The sequence below is a fragment of the Streptomyces sp. NPDC032472 genome, assembly GCF_040636955.1.
In the GTDB taxonomy this organism is placed as follows: Bacteria; Actinomycetota; Actinomycetes; order Streptomycetales; family Streptomycetaceae; genus Streptomyces.
The window spans coordinates 1-18,371 of record NZ_JBEZVK010000099.1; the positions used below are offsets into that span (position 1 = coordinate 1).

The 18,371-nt window shown below is 73.9% G+C and carries 17 protein-coding genes; 2 read left to right on the forward strand and 15 right to left on the reverse strand.

What is annotated here, in order from left to right:
- Window positions 1-104: 104 nt before the first annotated feature.
- Window positions 105-947, forward strand: a complete 843-nt coding sequence (locus AB0F11_RS34515) for a class II glutamine amidotransferase (RefSeq protein ID WP_362182627.1) — start codon at window positions 105-107, stop codon at window positions 945-947.
- Between the two features lie 68 nt (window positions 948-1,015).
- Here AB0F11_RS34515 and hypE read toward each other — a convergent pair whose 3' ends face one another.
- The 15 genes from hypE to AB0F11_RS34590 form a co-directional block, all read right to left on the reverse strand.
- Window positions 1,016-2,005: a hydrogenase expression/formation protein HypE gene (hypE, locus tag AB0F11_RS34520; protein ID WP_362182667.1), complete on the reverse strand. Its 990-nt coding sequence runs from the start codon at window positions 2,003-2,005 to the stop codon at window positions 1,016-1,018.
- Window positions 2,006-2,069: 64 nt separating this feature from the next.
- Window positions 2,070-3,224 carry a hydrogenase formation protein HypD gene (gene hypD / locus AB0F11_RS34525; protein WP_362182630.1) on the reverse strand — a complete coding sequence of 385 codons (1,155 nt, stop codon included), beginning with the start codon at window positions 3,222-3,224 and terminating at the stop codon, window positions 2,070-2,072.
- Entirely contained in the window at window positions 3,221-3,523 is a 303-nt protein-coding gene (locus tag AB0F11_RS34530) for a HypC/HybG/HupF family hydrogenase formation chaperone (RefSeq protein ID WP_362182633.1), read from the reverse strand. Before AB0F11_RS34530 ends, hypD begins: the two co-directional genes overlap by 4 nt.
- The gene (gene hypF, locus AB0F11_RS34535; protein ID WP_362182636.1) at window positions 3,492-5,879 is read right to left on the reverse strand and encodes a carbamoyltransferase HypF; all 2,388 of its coding nucleotides are present in this window, start codon (window positions 5,877-5,879) and stop codon (window positions 3,492-3,494) included. Before hypF ends, AB0F11_RS34530 begins: the two co-directional genes overlap by 32 nt.
- Window positions 5,879-6,694, reverse strand: a complete 816-nt coding sequence (gene hypB / locus AB0F11_RS34540; RefSeq protein ID WP_362182639.1) for a hydrogenase nickel incorporation protein HypB — start codon at window positions 6,692-6,694, stop codon at window positions 5,879-5,881. Before hypB ends, hypF begins: the two co-directional genes overlap by 1 nt.
- Before the next feature lie 3 nt (window positions 6,695-6,697).
- A complete protein-coding gene (gene hypA, locus AB0F11_RS34545; RefSeq protein WP_362182642.1) occupies window positions 6,698-7,123 on the reverse strand; it encodes a hydrogenase maturation nickel metallochaperone HypA in 426 nt (141 codons plus the stop codon).
- Window positions 7,124-7,390: 267 nt separating this feature from the next.
- Complete coding sequence (locus AB0F11_RS34550; protein WP_362182645.1) at window positions 7,391-7,927, reverse strand: hydrogenase maturation protease; 537 nt, start codon at window positions 7,925-7,927, stop codon at window positions 7,391-7,393.
- Window positions 7,924-9,357, reverse strand: a complete 1,434-nt coding sequence (locus AB0F11_RS34555; protein ID WP_362182648.1) for a hypothetical protein — start codon at window positions 9,355-9,357, stop codon at window positions 7,924-7,926. The genes AB0F11_RS34550 and AB0F11_RS34555 overlap by 4 nt, the downstream gene beginning before the upstream one ends.
- Window positions 9,354-10,082, reverse strand: coding sequence for a DUF6084 family protein (locus tag AB0F11_RS34560; RefSeq protein WP_362182650.1), 729 nt, complete (start codon window positions 10,080-10,082; stop codon window positions 9,354-9,356). Before AB0F11_RS34560 ends, AB0F11_RS34555 begins: the two co-directional genes overlap by 4 nt.
- Complete coding sequence (locus AB0F11_RS34565; protein ID WP_362182670.1) at window positions 10,079-10,651, reverse strand: DUF5947 family protein; 573 nt, start codon at window positions 10,649-10,651, stop codon at window positions 10,079-10,081. Before AB0F11_RS34565 ends, AB0F11_RS34560 begins: the two co-directional genes overlap by 4 nt.
- Window positions 10,652-10,755: 104 nt before the next feature.
- Window positions 10,756-11,316 (reverse strand): hypothetical protein, encoded by a 561-nt coding sequence (locus AB0F11_RS34570; protein WP_362182652.1) that lies wholly within the window; start codon window positions 11,314-11,316, stop codon window positions 10,756-10,758.
- Complete coding sequence (locus AB0F11_RS34575; protein ID WP_362182655.1) at window positions 11,313-13,097, reverse strand: nickel-dependent hydrogenase large subunit; 1,785 nt, start codon at window positions 13,095-13,097, stop codon at window positions 11,313-11,315. Before AB0F11_RS34575 ends, AB0F11_RS34570 begins: the two co-directional genes overlap by 4 nt.
- Before the next feature lie 124 nt (window positions 13,098-13,221).
- A complete protein-coding gene (locus AB0F11_RS34580; protein ID WP_362182657.1) occupies window positions 13,222-14,277 on the reverse strand; it encodes a hydrogenase expression protein HypE in 1,056 nt (351 codons plus the stop codon).
- Window positions 14,278-14,372: 95 nt separating this feature from the next.
- Window positions 14,373-16,190 carry a hydrogenase maturation protein gene (locus tag AB0F11_RS34585; protein WP_362182659.1) on the reverse strand — a complete coding sequence of 606 codons (1,818 nt, stop codon included), beginning with the start codon at window positions 16,188-16,190 and terminating at the stop codon, window positions 14,373-14,375.
- A 208-nt stretch (window positions 16,191-16,398) separates the two neighbouring features.
- Complete coding sequence (locus AB0F11_RS34590) at window positions 16,399-16,878, reverse strand: hypothetical protein (protein ID WP_362182662.1); 480 nt, start codon at window positions 16,876-16,878, stop codon at window positions 16,399-16,401.
- Between the two features lie 402 nt (window positions 16,879-17,280).
- Between AB0F11_RS34590 and AB0F11_RS34595 the strand changes: the two genes are divergently transcribed.
- A complete protein-coding gene (locus tag AB0F11_RS34595) occupies window positions 17,281-18,282 on the forward strand; it encodes an alpha/beta hydrolase (RefSeq protein ID WP_362182665.1) in 1,002 nt (333 codons plus the stop codon).
- Window positions 18,283-18,371: the final 89 nt, after the last annotated feature.

The following is an 18,371-nucleotide window of genomic DNA, read 5'->3' on the forward strand; positions in this document are numbered from 1 at the left end:
CGCCGCTCCCACCCGCCCGGGCCGGTCGGCGCGCGGCGGCACGGGCCCGGCCGCGCTACGCTCGGACGGGGTGAGGGACGGGGCGCAGGAGAGGAATGATGCTGATGTGCCGATGGCTCGCCTACTCCGGCTCGCCGATGCTGCTGGACGCCGTGCTCTACCAGCCGGAGCACTCACTGATCGACCAGAGCCTGCACTCCCGCATGGGGGTCGAGTCGACCAACGGCGACGGCTTCGGCATCGGCTGGTACAGCATGGACAACGAGGACGGCACGCCGGCCGTCTTCCGGGACATCGGGCCCGCCTGGAACAACCGCAACCTGCGCGAGCTGGCCGCGCACGTCCGCTCGCAGCTGTTCTTCGCGCACGTGCGGGCGTCCACCGGTTCGGCCATTCAGCAGACCAACTGTCACCCGTTCCGGCACGGTCGCTGGCTGTGGATGCACAACGGCGCGATCACCGACTTCCACCGCCTCCAGCGCGACCTGTGCATGGCCGTCGACCCGGCCCTCTTCCCCTGCATCGAGGGCTCGACGGACTCCGAGGTGATGTTCTACCTGGCCGTCACGTTCGGCCTGGACCAGGACGTCCCCGGCGCGGTCGCCCGGATGGCGGGCCTGGTGGAGCGGCTCGGCAAGGAGCACGGGGTGGCGGACCCGCTCCAGATGACGATCGCGGTCAGCGACGGACTGCGGGTGTGGGCGTTCCGCTACTCCAGCCAGGGCAAGTCCCGCTCGCTGTTCTACAGCAGCCGCGCCGACAGCGTGCGCCAGCTGTACCCGGAACTGCCCTACCTGCGGAAGGTGTCCGACGACACCCGGCTGGTGGTCTCCGAACCCCTCGGTGACCTGCCGGGCCTGTGGAACGAGCTCCCCGAGGCGAGCTACGCGATCGTGCCCTCCGACGGGCCGGAGGACTACCTGCCGTTCATCCCCGAACTCCCCTGAGCAGGGCTGGCGGCCCCGGCCCCGCGGCCCGCCGAGGCCGCGGCACCAGGGCCGGCGCATCCCGTACGTCAGCAGATGCGGGGCAGTTGTTCGCCGATCGGCAGGTCCACCACGCGGGTGCCGCCGAGCCCGGTGCGGGCCACGACGATCCCGGGGTGGGCCTCGACCGCCTCGCCGATCACCGCCGCGCGCCGGCCCAGCGGGTGGGCGTGCATCGCGTCGAGGACGGCGTCGGCGTGCTCCCGGGGGACGAACGCGACCAGCTTGCCCTCGTTGGCCACGTACAGCGGGTCGAGGCCGAGGATGGCGCAGGCGTTGCGCACGGTCTCGGGGACCGGCACCCGGCCCTCGTTGACGACGACGCCCGTGCCGGCGGAGGCGGCGATCTCGCACAGGGCAGCGGCCAGGCCGCCCCGGGTGGGGTCCCGCAGGACGTGCAGGTCGGGGGTGACGGCCAGCATGGCCCGGACGAGCCCGTGCAGCGGGGCGCAGTCGCTGACGGTCTCCACGTCGAAGCCGAGGTTCTCGCGGACGCTCATGATGGCCACCCCGTGCAGGCCGATCTCGCCGCTGACGATGACCACGTCGCCGGGTACGACCCGCTGCGGGCGCAGGTCCACCCCGTCGGGGATCAGCCCGATGCCCGCGGTGTTGATGTAGATCCCGTCGCCGTGGCCCGACTCGACGACCTTCGTGTCGCCGGTCGCCACCTCGACGCCGGCGGCGCGGGCCGCCGCGCCGAGGCTCTCGGCCACGCGGGCCACCACGGAGACCTCCACCCCCTCCTCCAGGATGAACCCGCAGGACAGGTAGGCGGGGTGGGCGCCGCTCATCGCGAGGTCGTTGACGGTGCCGTTGACCGCGAGGTCGCCGATGCTGCCGCCGGGGAAGAACAGCGGCCGGACCACGTAGGAGTCGGTGGAGAAGGCCAGTCGGGCACCGCCCAGGGTGACGGCGGCGCTGTCGCCGAGCCGGGCCAGTACGGCGCCGCCGTACGCGGGGGCGAAGACGTGCTGGACGAGTTCGGCGGAGAGCGCGCCCCCGCCGCCGTGGCCCATGACCACGCGGGGGCGGTCGCGCAGCGGCGCGGGGCAGGTCCAGCCGGTGGCGTCGAGTGCGGTGTCAGACAACGGGGGTCGCCTCCAGCGGCGCGGTGGGTGCCGGGCGGGGGGTGCGGGCTGCGGGGGTGATGTCGAGGCGCCGGTAGAGGTAGTACGCGGCGCACGCGCCCTCGCTGGAGACCATGGTGGCGCCGAGCGGGTTGCGCGGGGTGCAGGTGGTGCCGAACGCCTCGCACTCGTGCGGCTTGATCAGGCCCTGCAGGACCTCCCCGCTGCGGCAGGCGGCCGGCTCGCGGGTGGTGATGCCGGTGACAGAGAAGCGGTGTTCGGCGTCGAAGTCCCGGTAGCGGGCGGACAGCCGCCAGCCGCTGTCGGGGATGACCCCGATGCCCCGCCAGGCCCGGTCGGTGACCTCGAAGACGTCCTCGAGCATGGCGAGGGCGGCCGGGTTGCCCTCCGGGCGCACGGCCCGGGCGTAGGCGTTGTCGACGGTGTGCTCGCCGCGTTCGAGCTGGCGTACGGCCCGGCGCACGCCTTCGAGGATGTCGAGCGGCTCGAAGCCGGTGACCACGATCGGGACGCGGTGGCGGGCGGCGAGGTCCGGGTACTCGGCCATGCCCATCACGCTGCACACGTGCCCGGCGGCGAGGAAGGCCTGCACCCGGCAGCTCGGCGCGTTCATGATGGCCTCGATGGCCGGGGGCACCCGGACGTGGGAGACGAGCAGGCTGAAGTTGGGGATGCCGAGCTTCTTCGCCTGGTACACGGTCATGGCGTTGGGCGGGGCGGTGGTCTCGAAGCCGATCCCGAAGAACACCACCTGGCGGTCGGGGTTCTCGCGGGCGATCCGCAGGGCGTCGAGCGGGGAGTAGACGACCCGTACGTCGCCGCCCTCGCCGCGCACCTGGAACAGGTCGCGACCGGTGCCGGGGACGCGGAGCATGTCGCCGAAGGAGCAGAAGACCACCTCGGGGCGGGAGGCGATCTCCAGGGCCTTGTCGATCACCTCCAGCGGGGTCACGCACACCGGGCAGCCCGGGCCGTGGATCAACTCGACCTGCTCGGGCAGGAGTTGGTCGATGCCGTGCCGGATGATGGTGTGGGTCTGGCCGCCGCAGACCTCCATCAGCGCCCAGGGGCGCGTCACGGTGGCGTGGATGTCGTCGAGCAGGCGGCGGGCGAGCTCGGGGTCCTGGAATTCGTCGATGTACTTCACTGCGCCTGTGCCTCCTGCACGGTTTCGCCGGCCTCCGCCGCCGCTCGCTCCCACGGGTCGCCGAACTCCTCCTGGAGCATGCCGAGTTCGGCGAAGAGCTCAAGGGTCTGCCGGGCGGACTCCTCGTCCAGGCGCTGCAGGGCGAACCCGACGTGGACGATGGCGTACTCGCCGACCTGCAGGTCCGGCAGGTACTCCAGGCACACCTCCTTGACCACTCCGCCGAAATCGACGGTCGCCATCCGGGTGCCGTCCTTCTCGCCGATGTCAAGCACTCTGCCGGGTACCGCCAGGCACATGGCCCTCTCCTTGCTGTGGGTGGTGCGGGGCGCAGGCCGCCACCATGAGCTGGCCGAGGGCCAGGCCGCCGTCGTTCGGCGGGACGCGGTGGTGGCGCAGGACAGTGAAGCCGCGCTCGCGCAGCAGGCGGGCGCAGGCCGAGGAGAGCACGGTGTTGGCGAAGACTCCGCCGGTGAGGGCGACGGTGCCGAGGCCGTGCCGCTCGCGCGCGAGGCCGGCGAGGGTGGCGACGAGGCCGGCGACGGCGGCGTGGAAGCGGGCCGCGACGACCGGCGCCGCGATGCCGGCCCGCAGGTCGTCCACCACGGCGGCGAGCAGGGGCGCCGGGTCGGCCAGGACCGGGCCGGCGGTGCCCGCGGACGGCTGCCCCGGCCGCAGGGCGAAGGCATAGCCCTCACCCTCCTCGGAGGGGCCGGCCGACAGGGCGGCGGCCTCCAGCTCGATCGCGGCCTGGGCCTCGTACCCGGCGAGGTGGCAGACGCCGGCCAGGGAGGAGACCGCGTCGAAGAGCCGGCCCACGCTGGAGGTGGGCACGCAGTTCAGGCCGCGCTCCAACTGCCGCTCCAGGACGCGCAGTTCCTCGGGCGGGCAGGCGGCGGTGCACGGCAGGTCCGGATCCCAGGCGAGGCCCGCGGCCCGCAGGTGGGCGAGGGCCATCCGGTACGGCCGGTGCACGGCTGCGTCGCCGCCCGGCAGCGGGACGTACGCCAGGTGGGCGAAGCGGTGGTGGCCGCGGTAGTCGGCGAGGAGGACCTCCCCGCCCCACACCGCGCCGTCGTCGCCGTACCCGGTGCCGTCGAAGGCGATGCCGATGACGCGGTCGCTTCCGTCCAGGCCGTTGTCGGCCATGGCGGAGGCGATGTGCGCGTGGTGGTGCTGGACGCCGGTCAGCGGGCGGCCCGCGGCGGCGCGCCGGGCCCGGGCGGTGGAGCGGTAGCCGGGGTGCAGGTCGGCGGCGAGCCGGGCGGGCCGTACGCCCGTGATGGACTCCAACTGCTCCTCGGCGCGCGCGAAGGCGTCCTGCGTGGCCAGGTCGTCCATGTCGCCGATGTGCGCGGACAGCCAGGCCTTGCGGCCCTCGCCGAGGCAGAGGGCGTTCTTCAGGTCACCGCCGGCCGCGAGGACGGGCGGCACCGGCAGCGGCAGGTCCAGCGGCAGCGGCGCGTAGCCCCGGGCGCGGCGCACGAGGAGCGGTGCGCCGTCGCAGATGCGCACCACCGAGTCGTCGCAGGGGACGTGGATGGGGCGGTCGTGGGTGAGCCAGGCGTCGGCGAGTCCGGCGAGGCGCTCCAGGGCCTCGGCTTCGTCGGTGACGATGGGTTCGCCGGACAGGTTGCCGCTGGTCATGACGAGCAGGCGGGGGCCGGGCGGGTCGCCGGGCAGCCCCAGCAGCAGGTGGTGCACGGGCGTGTACGGGAGCATCACGCCGAGGTCGGGGCAGCGCGGGGCGACCCCCTCGGCAACCGCCCCGAGGTCCGCGCCCGGGCGGCGGCGCAGCAGGACGACGGGCCGGACCGGGCCGGTCAGCAGGGCCCGTTCGGCGGCGTCGATGCTCACCAGCGGTTCGATGTCGGCGGTGTCGCGGGCCATCAGCGCGAACGGCTTGTCCCCGCGGCCCTTGCGGCGGCGCAGCTCGGCGACGGCGCCGGGGTGGGCGGCGTCGCAGGCGAGGTGGTAGCCGCCGAGGCCCTTGACGGCCAGGACCGCCCCGCCGGCCAGGAGCCGGCGGGCCTCGGCGACCGGGTCCGCTCCGGCCGCCTCGCGCGGCGGCGACCCGACGAGGAGGCGCAGCCGGGGCCCGCAGGCGGGGCAGGCCACGGGCTGGGCGTGGAAGCGACGGTCGGCGGGGTCGGCGTACTCGCGGGCGCAGTCGGGGCACATCGGGAAGCGGGCCATGGTGGTGTGCGCCCGGTCGTACGGCAGCCCGGTGACGATGGTGAAGCGGGGGCCGCAGTGCGTGCAGGTGATGAAGGGATGGCGGTGGCGCCGGTCCGCGGGGTCCGCGAGCTCCGCGAGGCAGGCGGCGCAGGTGGCCGTGTCCGGGGAGACGAGCGTGCGGACGGGGCCGCCGGAGCGGGAGGCGACGATGGTGAAGCCGCGGCCCCCGGCAGCGGGGACCTCGCAATGGTCCACGGCCTGGACGACCGCGAGCGGCGGGGCGTCGGCCGCGAGCCGCTCGCAGAAGGCCGACACGGCCGCCGGGGCGCCCTCGACCTCGGCGACGACGCCTTCGGGGGTGTTGGTGACGTGCCCGGCGAGGCCGAGCCCGGTCGCCCGGGTGTATACGTACGGCCGGAAGCCGACGCCCTGCACCACGCCGCGCACGGTGATCCGCCGGCGCTGCACGTCTTCCATCAGCGGGCGGCCGGTGCCGGGGCGTGCCGGTGGTCGCCGTGCGCGGCGTGGTCCTCGCCGTGGTCGTCCTGGGCGTGGTCGTGGCCGTCTGCGTGCTGCCCGTGGTGATGGTGGTGTGCGGGGTGCTGCTGTCCGGCCATGACGGGTACGTGCACGGTCGAGCCGTCGCCGGCGGCCAGCGCCCGGTCCAGCAGGACCCCCGCACCCTCGCCGGTGCGCGCGGAGGTCAGGAGCACCTCCACGCCCGGGTTGACCTGCTGGACGTGGGCGCGGAAGGCGGCCTCGTCGAACTCCGCGGCCTGCGCCAGGTCGGTCTTGGTGACCACCACGAGCTGGGCCAGCCCGAACGCGGTCGGGTACTTCAGCGGCTTGTCCTCGCCTTCGGTGACGGAGGCGAGCACGACGCGCAGCGACTCCCCGAGGTCGTACGAGGCCGGGCAGACGAGGTTGCCGACGTTCTCGACGAACAGCAGCCGGGTGTCCTCGGGCAGCCAGCCGTCCAGGTGGCGGCCGAGCATCGCGGCCTCCAGGTGGCAGAGCCCGTCGGTGAGCACCTGCTTGACCGGGACGCCCGAACGCGCCAGCCGCGTCGCGTCGTTCTCGGTGGCCAGGTCGGCGGTGAGGGCGGCGACGGGCACTGCGCGCCCGCGGGCCAGGCCGAGTTCGCGCTCCAGCAGGGCCGTCTTGCCGCTGCCGGGGCTGGACAGCAGGTTGACGACGGTGGTGCCGCGGGCGGTGAGTCCGCTGCGCAGGGCCTGCGCGGCACCGTCGTTCTTGGCGAGGACCGCCTGCCTCAGGTCGACCACACGGCACATGCTTCAGCGCTCCTCGACGATCGGTTCGCGGGTGGGGGCGTACGGGCGCGGGGTTGGGGCGGTGCATCCGCCCGCCGGGCCGTCCTCCCAGCGGGCTTCGGTGATCTGCAGCTCGCGCCCGGAGACGAGTTCGACCTCGCCCGCCCGGTCGCAGCGGGGGCAGGCCAGCCGGGGCGGCATGCCGGCCGCCCAGTCGTGCCTGCAGGACCGGCAGTGGGCGCGGGCCGGCACCGTCTCGGTCTCGAGGGCGGCGCCTTCGAGGAGGGTGCCCGCGCAGGCCAGTTCGAAGCAGAAGGCCAGGGCGTCGGGAACGACGCCGGCCAGTTCACCGACCTGGAGCCGGACCGAGGTGACGGCGCTCGCGCCGGCGGCCTCGGCGGCCTCCTCCACCTGGCCCACCACGGCCATGGCGATCGACATCTCGTGCATGGGACTCCGTCCTGCCGGGCCTCATTAGACCGGCCGGCGCCCGCAGGCGGGGCCGGGCACGCCGACGCGCCGGGCACGCCGTACGCCATTCGGGCGCGGGCGCGGCCACGGCGCGCGGACTGGGGTCGGGGCGGCCGGCGGGGCGGCCGTCACATGCGGCGGATGCGCAGGTAGCGCTGGAGGTCCGGCAGGACCGACTTGAGCACGCAGGCAAGGGCTGCGGCGGCGGCCGCGCCGCCGATGATGGCCTTCTTCACGGGATCCTCCTCAGGTGGTGGCGACGCCGGGGTCGGTCTCGATCGGTACCCGCCCCGGCCGGTGGACGAGGTCCAGCACCATCCGTACGGCCTGCGGAACGGCGGCGGCCACCGGGGCGCTGAGCCCGATCCCCTCGTCGAGGCAGGCGGGTTCGCAGCCGACGACCCAGATCTGCCGGGGCGGGATGGCCCCGGTGCCGGCGCACAGGGTGCCGAGCAGGGCCAGGACGGCGTCGGGCGACATGTGGTGCCCGTCGAGTACGGCGCCCTGCGGGGCGACGGGCTCCGCGTCCGGGCCGGCGGCGTCGATCAGGTACAGCGTTCCGGGCTCGGCGCCGCGGGCGGTGGCGTCGACCAGGACGAGCGTGTCGTAGCCGTCCAGGAGCCGGTAGGCGAGGTGGACGCCGCGGATGCCGATGTCGGCGGTCTCCACCCCGTCGGGCAGGGGCGTCCCGGAGGCGGACAGCCGGCGCACGGCCTCGACGCCGAAGCCGTCGTCGCCGAGGAAGACGTTGCCGATGCCCGCGATCAGGGTCCGGCCGCTCACGCCTCCTCCAGGGGGGCGAGTTCGTCGGGCTGGAAGTACAGGAACCGGCCCTGGGCGCGGCGGATGTCGGCCCCCGGGTCGCCGTCGACCGTGACGGCGAGGTGCACCCCGCCGTCGACGTCCCGCAGGACGGCCTCGACGAGGGCGGTGCGCCCCTGCAGGAACAGGTCCTGGGCGTCGGTGCGGCGCAGGCCGGGCCGCAGCACGACCCGGCTGCCCGGGCCCACCGGCGTCCCGCCGACCAGGACGCGGTCGCCGTGCGGGGCGGCCGGATCCGTGTGCTCGGGGTCCCACCAGGGTGTGTCCGGCCGGAACAGGGCCTCCTCGCCCGGGAGCCCGGGTCCGTCCCGGCCCTGGACCGGTTGCGCGCCGGGCTCGGTGATCTCCCGCAGGGCCCGGACCGCGCCGTGGAGCCGCTCCATGATCTCCGGGGGCATGGTGTCCGCGAGGTCGACCACGGCGGCCGCGCGGGCATCGGTCCCGCGGGCCTCGCGCTTCTCCTCCTCGGTCAGGGCCGCGGTGCGCAGGGCGAGGATCTCGTCGATCTCGGTGGCGTCGTACATCGCTCCGGCGCTCTCGGGGGCGATGCGGGGGTGGTCCTCCAGGATGATCGGGGAGGAAAGGACCACGTCGGCCCGGCCGTCCTCGCCCGCGAGCACCGGCCAGGTGTGCCGGTTCGTGCAGGAACCGACGACGGCCCGGGCCCACTCGGGCGGGTCGGTCATCGACAGGAACGAGCCGGCGCTCAGTCCGAGCAGCAGGTGGGCGGCGACCAGGGAGCGCGCCAGGGCGGCCTCGCGGCCGGCGCCCTCGGGCGGCGGGGTCCAGTCGCCGGTGTTCTCGACGACGGCCGTGAGCTTCAGCGCCCGGTAGGGCAGGTCGAGCGGGTCGGCGCGCAACCGCACCACTCCGTCGACGCGCTCGGTGCGCCGCACCAGGCGGCCCACCGTCCGGCCGTCGGTGCCGGGGACGGGCTCGGTCTCCTCGCGGGCGGGCCGGGTGAACGGCAGGCAGACCTCCCCGGCCTCCAGTTCGGCGACGGGGATGCTCATCTCCACGCGTTCCTCGGTCCCCTCGTCCCAGGGGACCAGGACCCGGTCGGGCAGGTGCAGGGCGGCAACGTCCGCGAAGGTGCCGTCCGCGCGCGCCTCCTCGACGGTGCGGCGGCAGGCGTGCAGGAAGCGCAGTTCGACGGCGACCTCCGCCCCGCCGCGTGGTTCCATCACCAGCTCGGTGCGCTGGCAGGAGGGTTCGCCGTGGTCCGGCCCCCAGGCGGGCGGGACCAGGACGCCGAACTGCCAGCGCATCCGGTTCTTCGCGGCCGAGGCACGGTACGGGTAGAGGACGTAGCCCTCGAACAGGACGGCGTCGGCGACCTGCCGGGCGAGGGCGAAGCGGGAGGCGGCCAGGTCGGTGGTGGCCGTGGTCATGGCGCCGTCCTCTCGGTGGCACGCGGCAGGACGGCGCCGGCCCAGGCGGCGCGGGCGGCGTCGGGGGCGCGGGGTTCCGGGGGCGGCGGCCCGGCGGCAGCGGCCGCGTCGAGCAGGGAGCGTACGGTCGCCTCCCAGGACGCGAGCGCGTGGCGCGAGCGGTAGGCGAGCAGCTCTTCCAGGGTGGCGCGGGGCAGTCGGAGCCAGCCGGAGCCGGGGAAGTGCTGCTCGATCATCTCCCGCCAGACCGCGACGGGCATCCGGTACGCGGCCTCGCAGTCCCAGGGCACGGGCTCGACGCGGAAGCCGCCGGCCCCGGTGAAGGCCGTACCGGAGAACAGCATCAGCAGCGGCACCTCGCCGTCGTCGAGGGCGGCGAGGTAGCGGCCGGCCCCGATGTCCATGTCGTAGGTGCACGGGACGGGCACGTCGGTCTCGGTCTCGCCGGTGAAGCCGGGGACCATGATGGAGACCTGGGCGAACTGGACGGGCTGGAGGGTGGTTCCCCAGCGGGAGCGGTCGCCGAAAAGGTCGTGCAGCGCCTCGGCTTCGGCGTCGCTGTAGGCGCCGCGCCGGGCGGGTTCGATGCGCAGTTGGCAGCGCAGGGCGAGGGCGTGGACCCGGGTGGCGGCGCCGGCGGTGATGCGCAGCCGGAAGACGAGGGTGGGGCCGGCGGCGTACGGGTCGGCGCGCACGCCGGTGCAGGTGAAGGTGAAGCCGGTCATGGCCGCTGCCCTTCCGGGACGGGTGTGGCGCGTCGTTCGACCGTCTCGAAGAAGGTGTTCAGGGCGGCGCGGGCCTCGGCTCCGCCGTCGAAGCCCTGCCACAGCAGCCGCATCCGTCCCACCAGTTCGTAGCAGATGTCGATCGGTACGAGGAAGCAGTCGGTGCGGTCGGGGGTGCGGCGCAGCAGCAGCGCCTCGACGTCGGGTTCGAGCAGGGCGGCGAGGCGGCCCGTGCCGAGGACGCTCTGCCAGGTGTCGGGGTCGAGTTCGCTCTCGGTGGCGCCGGCCGGGCTCGGGTAGAGCGCGACGAGCCGGTCGAGCGCGGCGTTGCGGAAGAAGAAGGCGACGCCGACGGGGATGCGCAGCCGGTCCCAGGCGCCGTCGTCCAGGTGGTGGCCGGGGTCGGTGAGGTAGCGGTCGGGGACGGTGCGGTAGCGGCCGCCGCCGGATCCGGACCGGTCGAAGAGCAGGGCGCAGGGGGTGCAGGCGCAGACGAGGCTGCGCCGCTCGGTCTCGACGAGGTGGCGGTGGCCGTCCTCGGGCACCGCCGTCCCGCACAGCTCGCACACCTCGGGGCGTCGTGTGCGGGGCCCGGTGAAGCGCCGCAGCCCGGACACGGCACTGCGGCCGGGCACAGCGCTGGGGCCGGGCGCGACCCGCGGGTGGGCCGCGGTCACGGTACGCGCGCCGGGGTCTGCGGCCGGGTGCCGATCTGGAGCAGGGCGGGCTGCGGGGCCGCCTCTTCCAGTTCGACCCCGGTCACCTCGGGCGCGAAGCGGGCGAGGGCCTCCTCCACGGTCCGGCGGGCGGTCTCGCCGCCGCTCCCGCAGCCGCAGCCGCCTCCCCCGCCGGCGGTCGTCCTCAGCCGTACCGTGCCGGCGGCCGGGTCGAAGCCGAGCAGCTCGACCGGCTCGCGTACGGAGTCCAGGGCGCGGGCGATGCGGGTGGGGACGTCCTCGGGGTGCAGGTCGTGCAGGGCCAGCAGGCCCGCCACCAGCTCGTCGTCCAGGAGCCGGGCGAGCGGACCGCCGGCCGCCTGATCGGCACCCGCGGGGCCCGCCGCGGCGAGGTGCTCCACGATCCGGGCGAGCCCGGCGCCGTAGAAGTCCATGAGCACGCGCACGAGTTCCTCGGCCGCCGCGCACGCCTCCCGGTCGCCGCCGGCCGCGAGCCGGTCGAGGACCTCCTCGACGCGCCGGCCCGCCTCACGGGCGTCGGTCACCGGCGCGCTCATCCGCCCAGTCCGCTCAGGCCGGTCGGCACGTGCATCGACTTCACCGTCTTGCCGCCGCCCACGTACATGTGGACGCCGCACGGCAGGCAGGGGTCGAAGCTGCGCACCGTCCGCATGATGTCGATGCCCTTGAAGTTCTCCGGCGGGTTCTCCTCGAAGATGGGCGTGTTCTGCACGGCGTCCTCGTACGGGCCGGGCGTGCCGTAGCTGTCGCGGACGCTGGCGTTCCACGGGGTCGGCGGGTACGGGTGGTAGTTGGCGATCTTGCCGTCGCGGATGACCATGTGGTGCGAGAGGACGCCGCGTACGGCCTCGGTGAAGCCGCAACCGATGGACTCGTCCGGGACCTCGAACTTCTCCCAGGTCTGGGTGCGGCCGGCGCGGACCTCGGCGAGCCCCTGCTCGGCGCAGTGCAGCGCGATCGCGGCGGCGTACGCCTGGAAGTAGGTGCGGGCCCGGTTGCGCTCCAGCGCGTTGCTCCACTGCGGGATCTTCCACTCGAAGGTGGTCTCGGGCTTGGTCATGGTGCGCGGCAGGTTGATGACGACGCTGTGGCCGGTGGCCTTGACGTAGCCGACGTCGACGAGCCCGGACAGGGCGGTGGACCACAGGCGGGCGATGGGGCCGCCGCCGGTGTCGAGGGCGAGGTGGTCCTTGCCGTCGTACCAGCGCGGGGACATCACCCAGCTGTACTTGTCGTCGAAGTCGCGCTTCTGCGGGGCGGGGATGGTGTGCTGGTTCCAGGGGTGGCGCGGGTCGACCGGGTTGCCGAGCGGGTCCTGGCGGACGAACTGCTCCTGGCCGGCCCAGTCGTCGTAGTAGGAGCTGCCCAGCAGGATGCGGATGCCGAGGTTGATCTGCGTGAGGTCGTTGGTGACCAGCTTGCCGTCGACGACGATGCCCGGGGTGACGAACATCTTCCGTCCCCAGTCGGTCATGTTGGCGTACGTGAAGTCGCAGTACTCGGGGTCGTTGAGGGCGCCCCAGCAGCCCAGCAGGACGCGCCGGCGGCCGACCTCCTCGTAGCCGGGCAGGGCCTCGTAGAAGAAGTCGAAGAGGTCGTCGTGCAGGGGGACGACGCGCTTCATGAACTCGACGTACCGCATGAGGCGGCTCATGTAGTCGGTGAACAGCTGGACGGAGGCGATGGTGCCGACGCCGCCGGGGTAGAGGGTGGAGGGGTGCACGTGGCGGCCCTCCATCAGGCAGAACATCTCGCGCGTGTAGCGGCTGACCTGCAGGGCCTCGCGGTAGAACTCGCCCTCGATGGGGTTGAGCGAGCGCATGATGTCGGCGATGGTGCGGTAGCCGTGGTCGGCGGCGTGCGGGGCCTCGGTGCGTTCGGCGAGTTCGAGGACGCCGGGGTTGGTCTCGCGGACCATCTTCTCGCAGTAGTCGACCCCGACCAGGTTCTCCTGGAAGATGTTGTGGTCGAACATGTACTCCGCCGACTCGCCGAGGTTGATGATCCACTCGGCGAGGTGGGGCGGCTTCACTCCGTACGCCATGTTCTGCGTGTAGACGGAGCAGGTGGCGTGGTTGTCACCGCAGATGCCGCAGATGCGGCTGGTGATGAAGTGCGCGTCGCGTGGGTCCTTGCCGCGCATGAAGACGCTGTAGCCGCGGAAGACGGACGAGGTGCTGTAGCACTCGGCGACCCGCTTCTGCTTGAAGTCGATCTTCGTGTGGATGCCGAGGCTGCCCACGATCCGGGTGATCGGATCCCAGGCCATCTCCACCAGGCCGCTGCCGTCGCCGGCCGCCTTCGTCTTCGGTGTCATCGTGTCTGCCGTGACCCTTCCTGGAGTCGGGAGCGGGGAGTTGTGGGAGGAGATGCGTGGTGCGCGTGGTGCGCGTGGAGCGCGTGGAGCGCGTGGAGCGCGTGGTGTGCGCGGTGGGGCCGGGTCACCAGGGCGGGCGGTAGCCGGTGGTCAGCTTCCCGCCGGTCCGGCGCCACTTGGGCTCCTCGTCCACGGTGTGCTGGGTGATCGAGCGGAGTTTGCGGATCACCACGCCGTAGACGCCGCTGGCCGTGCTGGAGACGGTGGCGCCGGGCGGCTGGTCCATGAACGGCATGAACTTGTCGGGGAAGCCGGGCATGGTGCAGGCGATGCAGATGCCGCCGACGTTCGGGCAGCCGCCGATGCCGTTCATCCAGCCGCGCTTGGGGACGTTGCACTTCACGACGGGCCCCCAGCAGCCGAGTTTGACCAGGCACTGCGGGGAGTCGTAGGTGGTGGCGAACTGGCCCTGCTCGTAGAAGCCGGCCCGGTCGCACCCCTCGTGGACGGTCTGCCCGAACAGCCAGGTCGGCCGCAGCTTGTCGTCGAGCGGGATCATCGGGGCGGAGCCGGCCGCCTGGTAGAGCAGGTAGGTGAGGGTCTCGGCGAAGTTGTCCGGCTGGATCGGGCAGCCCGGGACGCACACGATCGGGATGCCGGCCTTGGAGGTCCAGTCCCAGCCGAGGTAGTCGGGCACGCCCATGGCCCCGGTGGGGTTGCCCTGCATGGCGTGGATGCCGCCGTACGTGGCGCACGTGCCGATGGCGACGACCGCGAGGGCGTGGGGCGCCAGGCGGTCGATCCACTCGCTGGTGGTGATGGGCTGTCCCGTCTCCGGGTCGTCGCCGAAGCCGCACCAGTAGCCCTCGGGCTTGATCTTCTCGTTGGGGATCGAGCCCTCGATGACCAGCACGAACGGGTCGATCTCGCCGCGCTCGCCCTTGAAGAACCACTCGATGAACGTGTCGGCGCCGCCGACCGGCCCGCACTCGAAGTCGATCAGCGGCCAGTGCACGGCGATCTTGGGCAGGCCGGGAAGCGCACCGGTGGCGATCTCCTCGATGCTGGGCTGCATCGCTGCCGTCAGGGCCACCGAGTCACCGTCGCAGCTCAGGCCGGCGTTGATCCAGAGGATGTGGATCGGGGGGTCCTCTACCGTGCTCGGTGTTGCAGCAGCCATGAGGATCGCTCCTTGGGGAGGGATGCGGGGGGCGTGGGTCGCGTGGGGCGGGAGCGGCCGCGGGGGAAGGTCTGCGGCCGCCCCCACCCTTCTTGCTAGCAGCCGGCGGGCCCGGGTGCCCTGCGCTGTTCGGCCGGTCCGGTGACGCCGGGCCGCCGGACGGGGAGGGTGGCGGCGCGCCGTCCGGGGGTGGTGCGGGCCAGGTGCGGCGGTGTCTGCCGCAGCGGCTCCTTGCGTACGAAGGCACGGCGCAGCGCGTGGTACGGGGCCTCGGGGTCGAAGAAGGCCTCGCGCATCCGGGCCAGCTCGGCCTCCCGGTAGGCGGCGAGCGGTCTGACCGCCTCGTCGACGCCGCGGCGGGCCTTCTTGCCGGCGATACGGGCCTGGGTGGCGGGCCAGTAGGCCAGCCGGACCGCGAGGCGGGCGGTCTCGCCGGCGAACTCCTGCGGGGCGCAGGCGATCGTGCGGTCGACCAGGCCGAGCCGGCGGGCGCCCTCGGCGCTCAGCGGCAGGGCCTCGGCCATGAGGCGGTCGGCGACGCCGGTGCCGGCGCGGCGGGGCAGGGTGTAGGTCCAGTACTCGGAGCCGTACAGTCCCATCAGCCGGTAGTGCGGGTTGAGGACGGCCCCGGAGCGGCACCAGACCTCGTCGGCGGCGAGGGCGAGCATGGCGCCGCCGGCGGCCGCGTTGCCGGCGACGGCGGCCACGACGAGCCGGTCGGAGGTGGTCAGCACGGCCTCCACCAGGTCGTCCATGGCGTTGATGTTGGCCCAGGACTCCTCGGCGGGGTCGGCCGCGGCCTCGATGACGCCCAGGTGGATGCCGTTGGAGAAGAAGTCGCGGGCACCCCCGAGGACGAGTACGGAGGTGGGGCGGGAGCAGGCCGTGCGGTAGGCGGCGAGCAGTCGCCGGCACTGCTCGGTGCTCATCGCGCCGCCCGGGAAGGAGAACGACAGGAAGCCGGCCGCGCCCTCCTCGCGGTAGGCGATGTCGGACCAGGTGGCCGGCGCCGAGCCGCCGACGCCGCAGCCGTGGCCGTCGCCGTGGTCGTGGTCGTCGGCCGTGGCGAACAGGGGCGCGGGGAGCTCGGGCAGCGGCGGCAGCCGGTCGCCGAGGGCGACGGTGGCGGGGAGCTTGACCGGGGCCGGCCCGCCCGGGGCGCGCCGGGCGCGCAGCTCCGGGATCCACACGGCGCCGTCGGCCGTGGCCCGGCAGATCGCCCCCGCGCGGGTGGCCAGCAGTTCGCCGGGGCGGCCGCGAAGTCGGCCCTCGGGGTGGCCGCCGTGCAGGTACCAGTCGGCGCCCAGCAGCTCGTCGAGGACGCCGGGCCGCGAATCGGCGGCGCGCAGCAGGCGGACGACGCGGTCGGTCGTGTCGCTGTGCCAGTCGATCCGGCGGTGCTCCTGGCGCAGGTACGGCCGGGCGCGGCCGGTGTGCTGCGGTTGCGGGGTGTACGTGCCGGAGGCGAAGCGGTCGACGGCCGTCAGGACGGCCTCCAGGGCGGCGTCGGCGATCTCCCCGCGGTAGGCGTCGCTCTTGCCGACGGGCGCCAGGGGGCACTCGGCGGTGGCCCACACGTCTCCGGCGTCGAGCTCGGCGGCGGCCTGCAGGACGGTGACGCCCCAGCGGGTGGTGCCCTCGGTGAGGGCCCAGTCGAGCGAGGAGGGGCCGCGGTCGCCGACCGGACCGGGGTGGACGACGAGGCAGACGTGGGCGGAGAAGACCTCTTCGGGGATTGCGGTCTTCAGCATCGTCGCGAGGACCAGGTCGGGTCGGTGGCGGCCCACGGCCTCGGCGAGGTCGTTGCCGGGCAGGGCGAGCTCGACCGCCACGCTGTGCCCGCGGTCCCTCAGTTCTGCGTGCACCCGCTGGGTGAGACTGTTGAACGCGCTCGCGACGAGCAGGATGTGCACGTGATCTCCCAGGCGTCCGGCCTCGGCGACGGGCGGCGCCTCGGCGGCCGGTAAGCAGGTCCGGCCGCTGGCGATCGTCGACGACGGCGGGGCCGCCGGTCGGCGAGGCGTTCTGGGGTGTCACTCGGAAGGGACCGCCGGGGCCGCCATCTGGTGGACCGGGGCGGTGGGCCCCGGCGCCGTGGTTGCGGCGCCGGGGCCCGGCGGGTCAGCGGATGTCGAAGCTGACGGACGAGGCCTTGTCGTTCATGCCGTCACCGACGTAGGCGTTGTAGCCGTGGTAGGTCTGGCTGGCGCCGCGGAAGTCCTTGTGCTCCCACAGGGTGATGGGGCAGGTGATGCCCTGGGCGGAGCTGACCGCGTCGTTCCAGCCCCACTTGGACAGGTCGTTGAATTCGGGGTAGCGCCAGTTGCAGCCGACGCTGCCGCGGAAGGTGAACTCGCTGCCGCCGGAGTTCCCGTCGCTCCAGATCTTCCCCAGGTCCTTGTACTCGGCCTGGGCGCCCAGCTCGGCGGCCTGGGAACGGGTCGCGAAGCAGCCGCCCTCGCCGGTGTCGACGACGTAGGTGCAGAACTTCGCCGCCTTCGGGGCCGGCGCCGGTTCGGCTGCGGCCGCAGGGACGACGGAGGTGGCGGTGAGGGCGACGGCTGCTGCGCCGAGGGCGAGGGCGGTTCGGATGATGCGCATGAATGCTCCTCAAATCGAAAAAGACGTACGCCGGAAGAGACGAATCGCTGTGAAGCGCGACATGACTCAACATTCCGCCGCTGCCGTCCGTCGAGAGGACGAAGGTGCTGCTGGCACTTTCCGACCGGCGGGCGGCGTACGACGGGCCGCCGCACGGTTGGCCGGATCCGCAGGGCGCGCCCGGCGGGCACGGCTGCGGACCTCCCGGATGCCCCGACACGGGTGGGACGCGGCCGAAGCAGGGTGGCCGAAGTGGCACCCATCCGGACGAACCGACCACCGAACGGTGATTGTCCGGTTCTCAACGAACACGGACCGACGTCCCAACCGGACGCGAATCGTTCCCACTTGGCCGAAAATCAACTGCCCTGAAGGCAGTTACTCGCAAGTAACATCTGTCTCATGAGCGACATGAGCACAGCACATGCAGCACCTGACACGACCGGTCGGCAGCAGTCCCGCCGCACGGTCCTGAGAGCAGCCGTGGCCGGCGCCGGAGCGGTGGCGGCGGTGGGCGCGGGCGCGGCGGCCGCCGAGGCGGCCCCCCGCCCCGCCCGGCCGGTGACCTTCGTCCTGGTCCACGGCTCCGGCAGCAACTCGTACGCCTGGAACCCGGTGGCCGCCGAACTCGCCCTGCGCGGACAGCGCGTGGTCGCGGTCGACCTGCCCGGGCACGGCCACGGCGCCTACTACCCGCTCTCCTACCAGGCTCCGCAGGACCTGGAGCGGCTGCGCACGGAGCCCTCGCCGCTGGGCAAGGTGACGCTGGAGGACAACGCCGCCCACGTGACCGCCGTGGTGCGCCGGGCGCACCGCAACGGCCCGGTGGTCCTGGTGGGCCAGAGCCTGGGCGGCGCCACCGTCAATGCGGTGGCCAACCGGGTGCCGGAGCTCCTCGCGCACCTGGTGTACGCCTCGGCGTTCTGCCCCACGCAGCACAAGTCGGTCCTGGAGCTGATGACGAGCCCGGAGGCGGCCACCAGCGCCCTCTTCCGGATGACCGGTGTGCCGACGCCGCCGGAGCTGGGGGTCAACCGCGTCAACTGGCGGTCGAACGACCCGCAGTTCTTCGCGGCCTGCAAGGACGCCCTGGGCGCCGACTACCCCGACGACGAGATCCGTGCGCTGCTGAACATCCTGGAACCCGACGAGTCGGCCGCGATCTCGGCCGGCGACTCCCGCGGCCTGCCGCAGCGCTGGGGGCGGATCCCGCGCACCTTCCTGAAGTTCACCGAGGACCGGGCGATCCCGCCGGTGCTGCAGGAGCTGATGATCAGGGAGGCCGACGAGCTGACCCCGGGCAACCGCTTCCGCGTACGCCCCGTCGCGGCCCCGCACGCCGGGCCGCGCGACCCGGCCGTGCTCGCGGAGGAGCTGGAGCAGGTGGCCCGCCTGTGCCACTGAGCGGGCGGCGGGGGGGGGGGGGGGGGGGCCCCCCCCCCCCCCCCGCCCGGGGGTGCAAAGCAAGCCCGGGGGGCCCGGGCCCCCCCAAC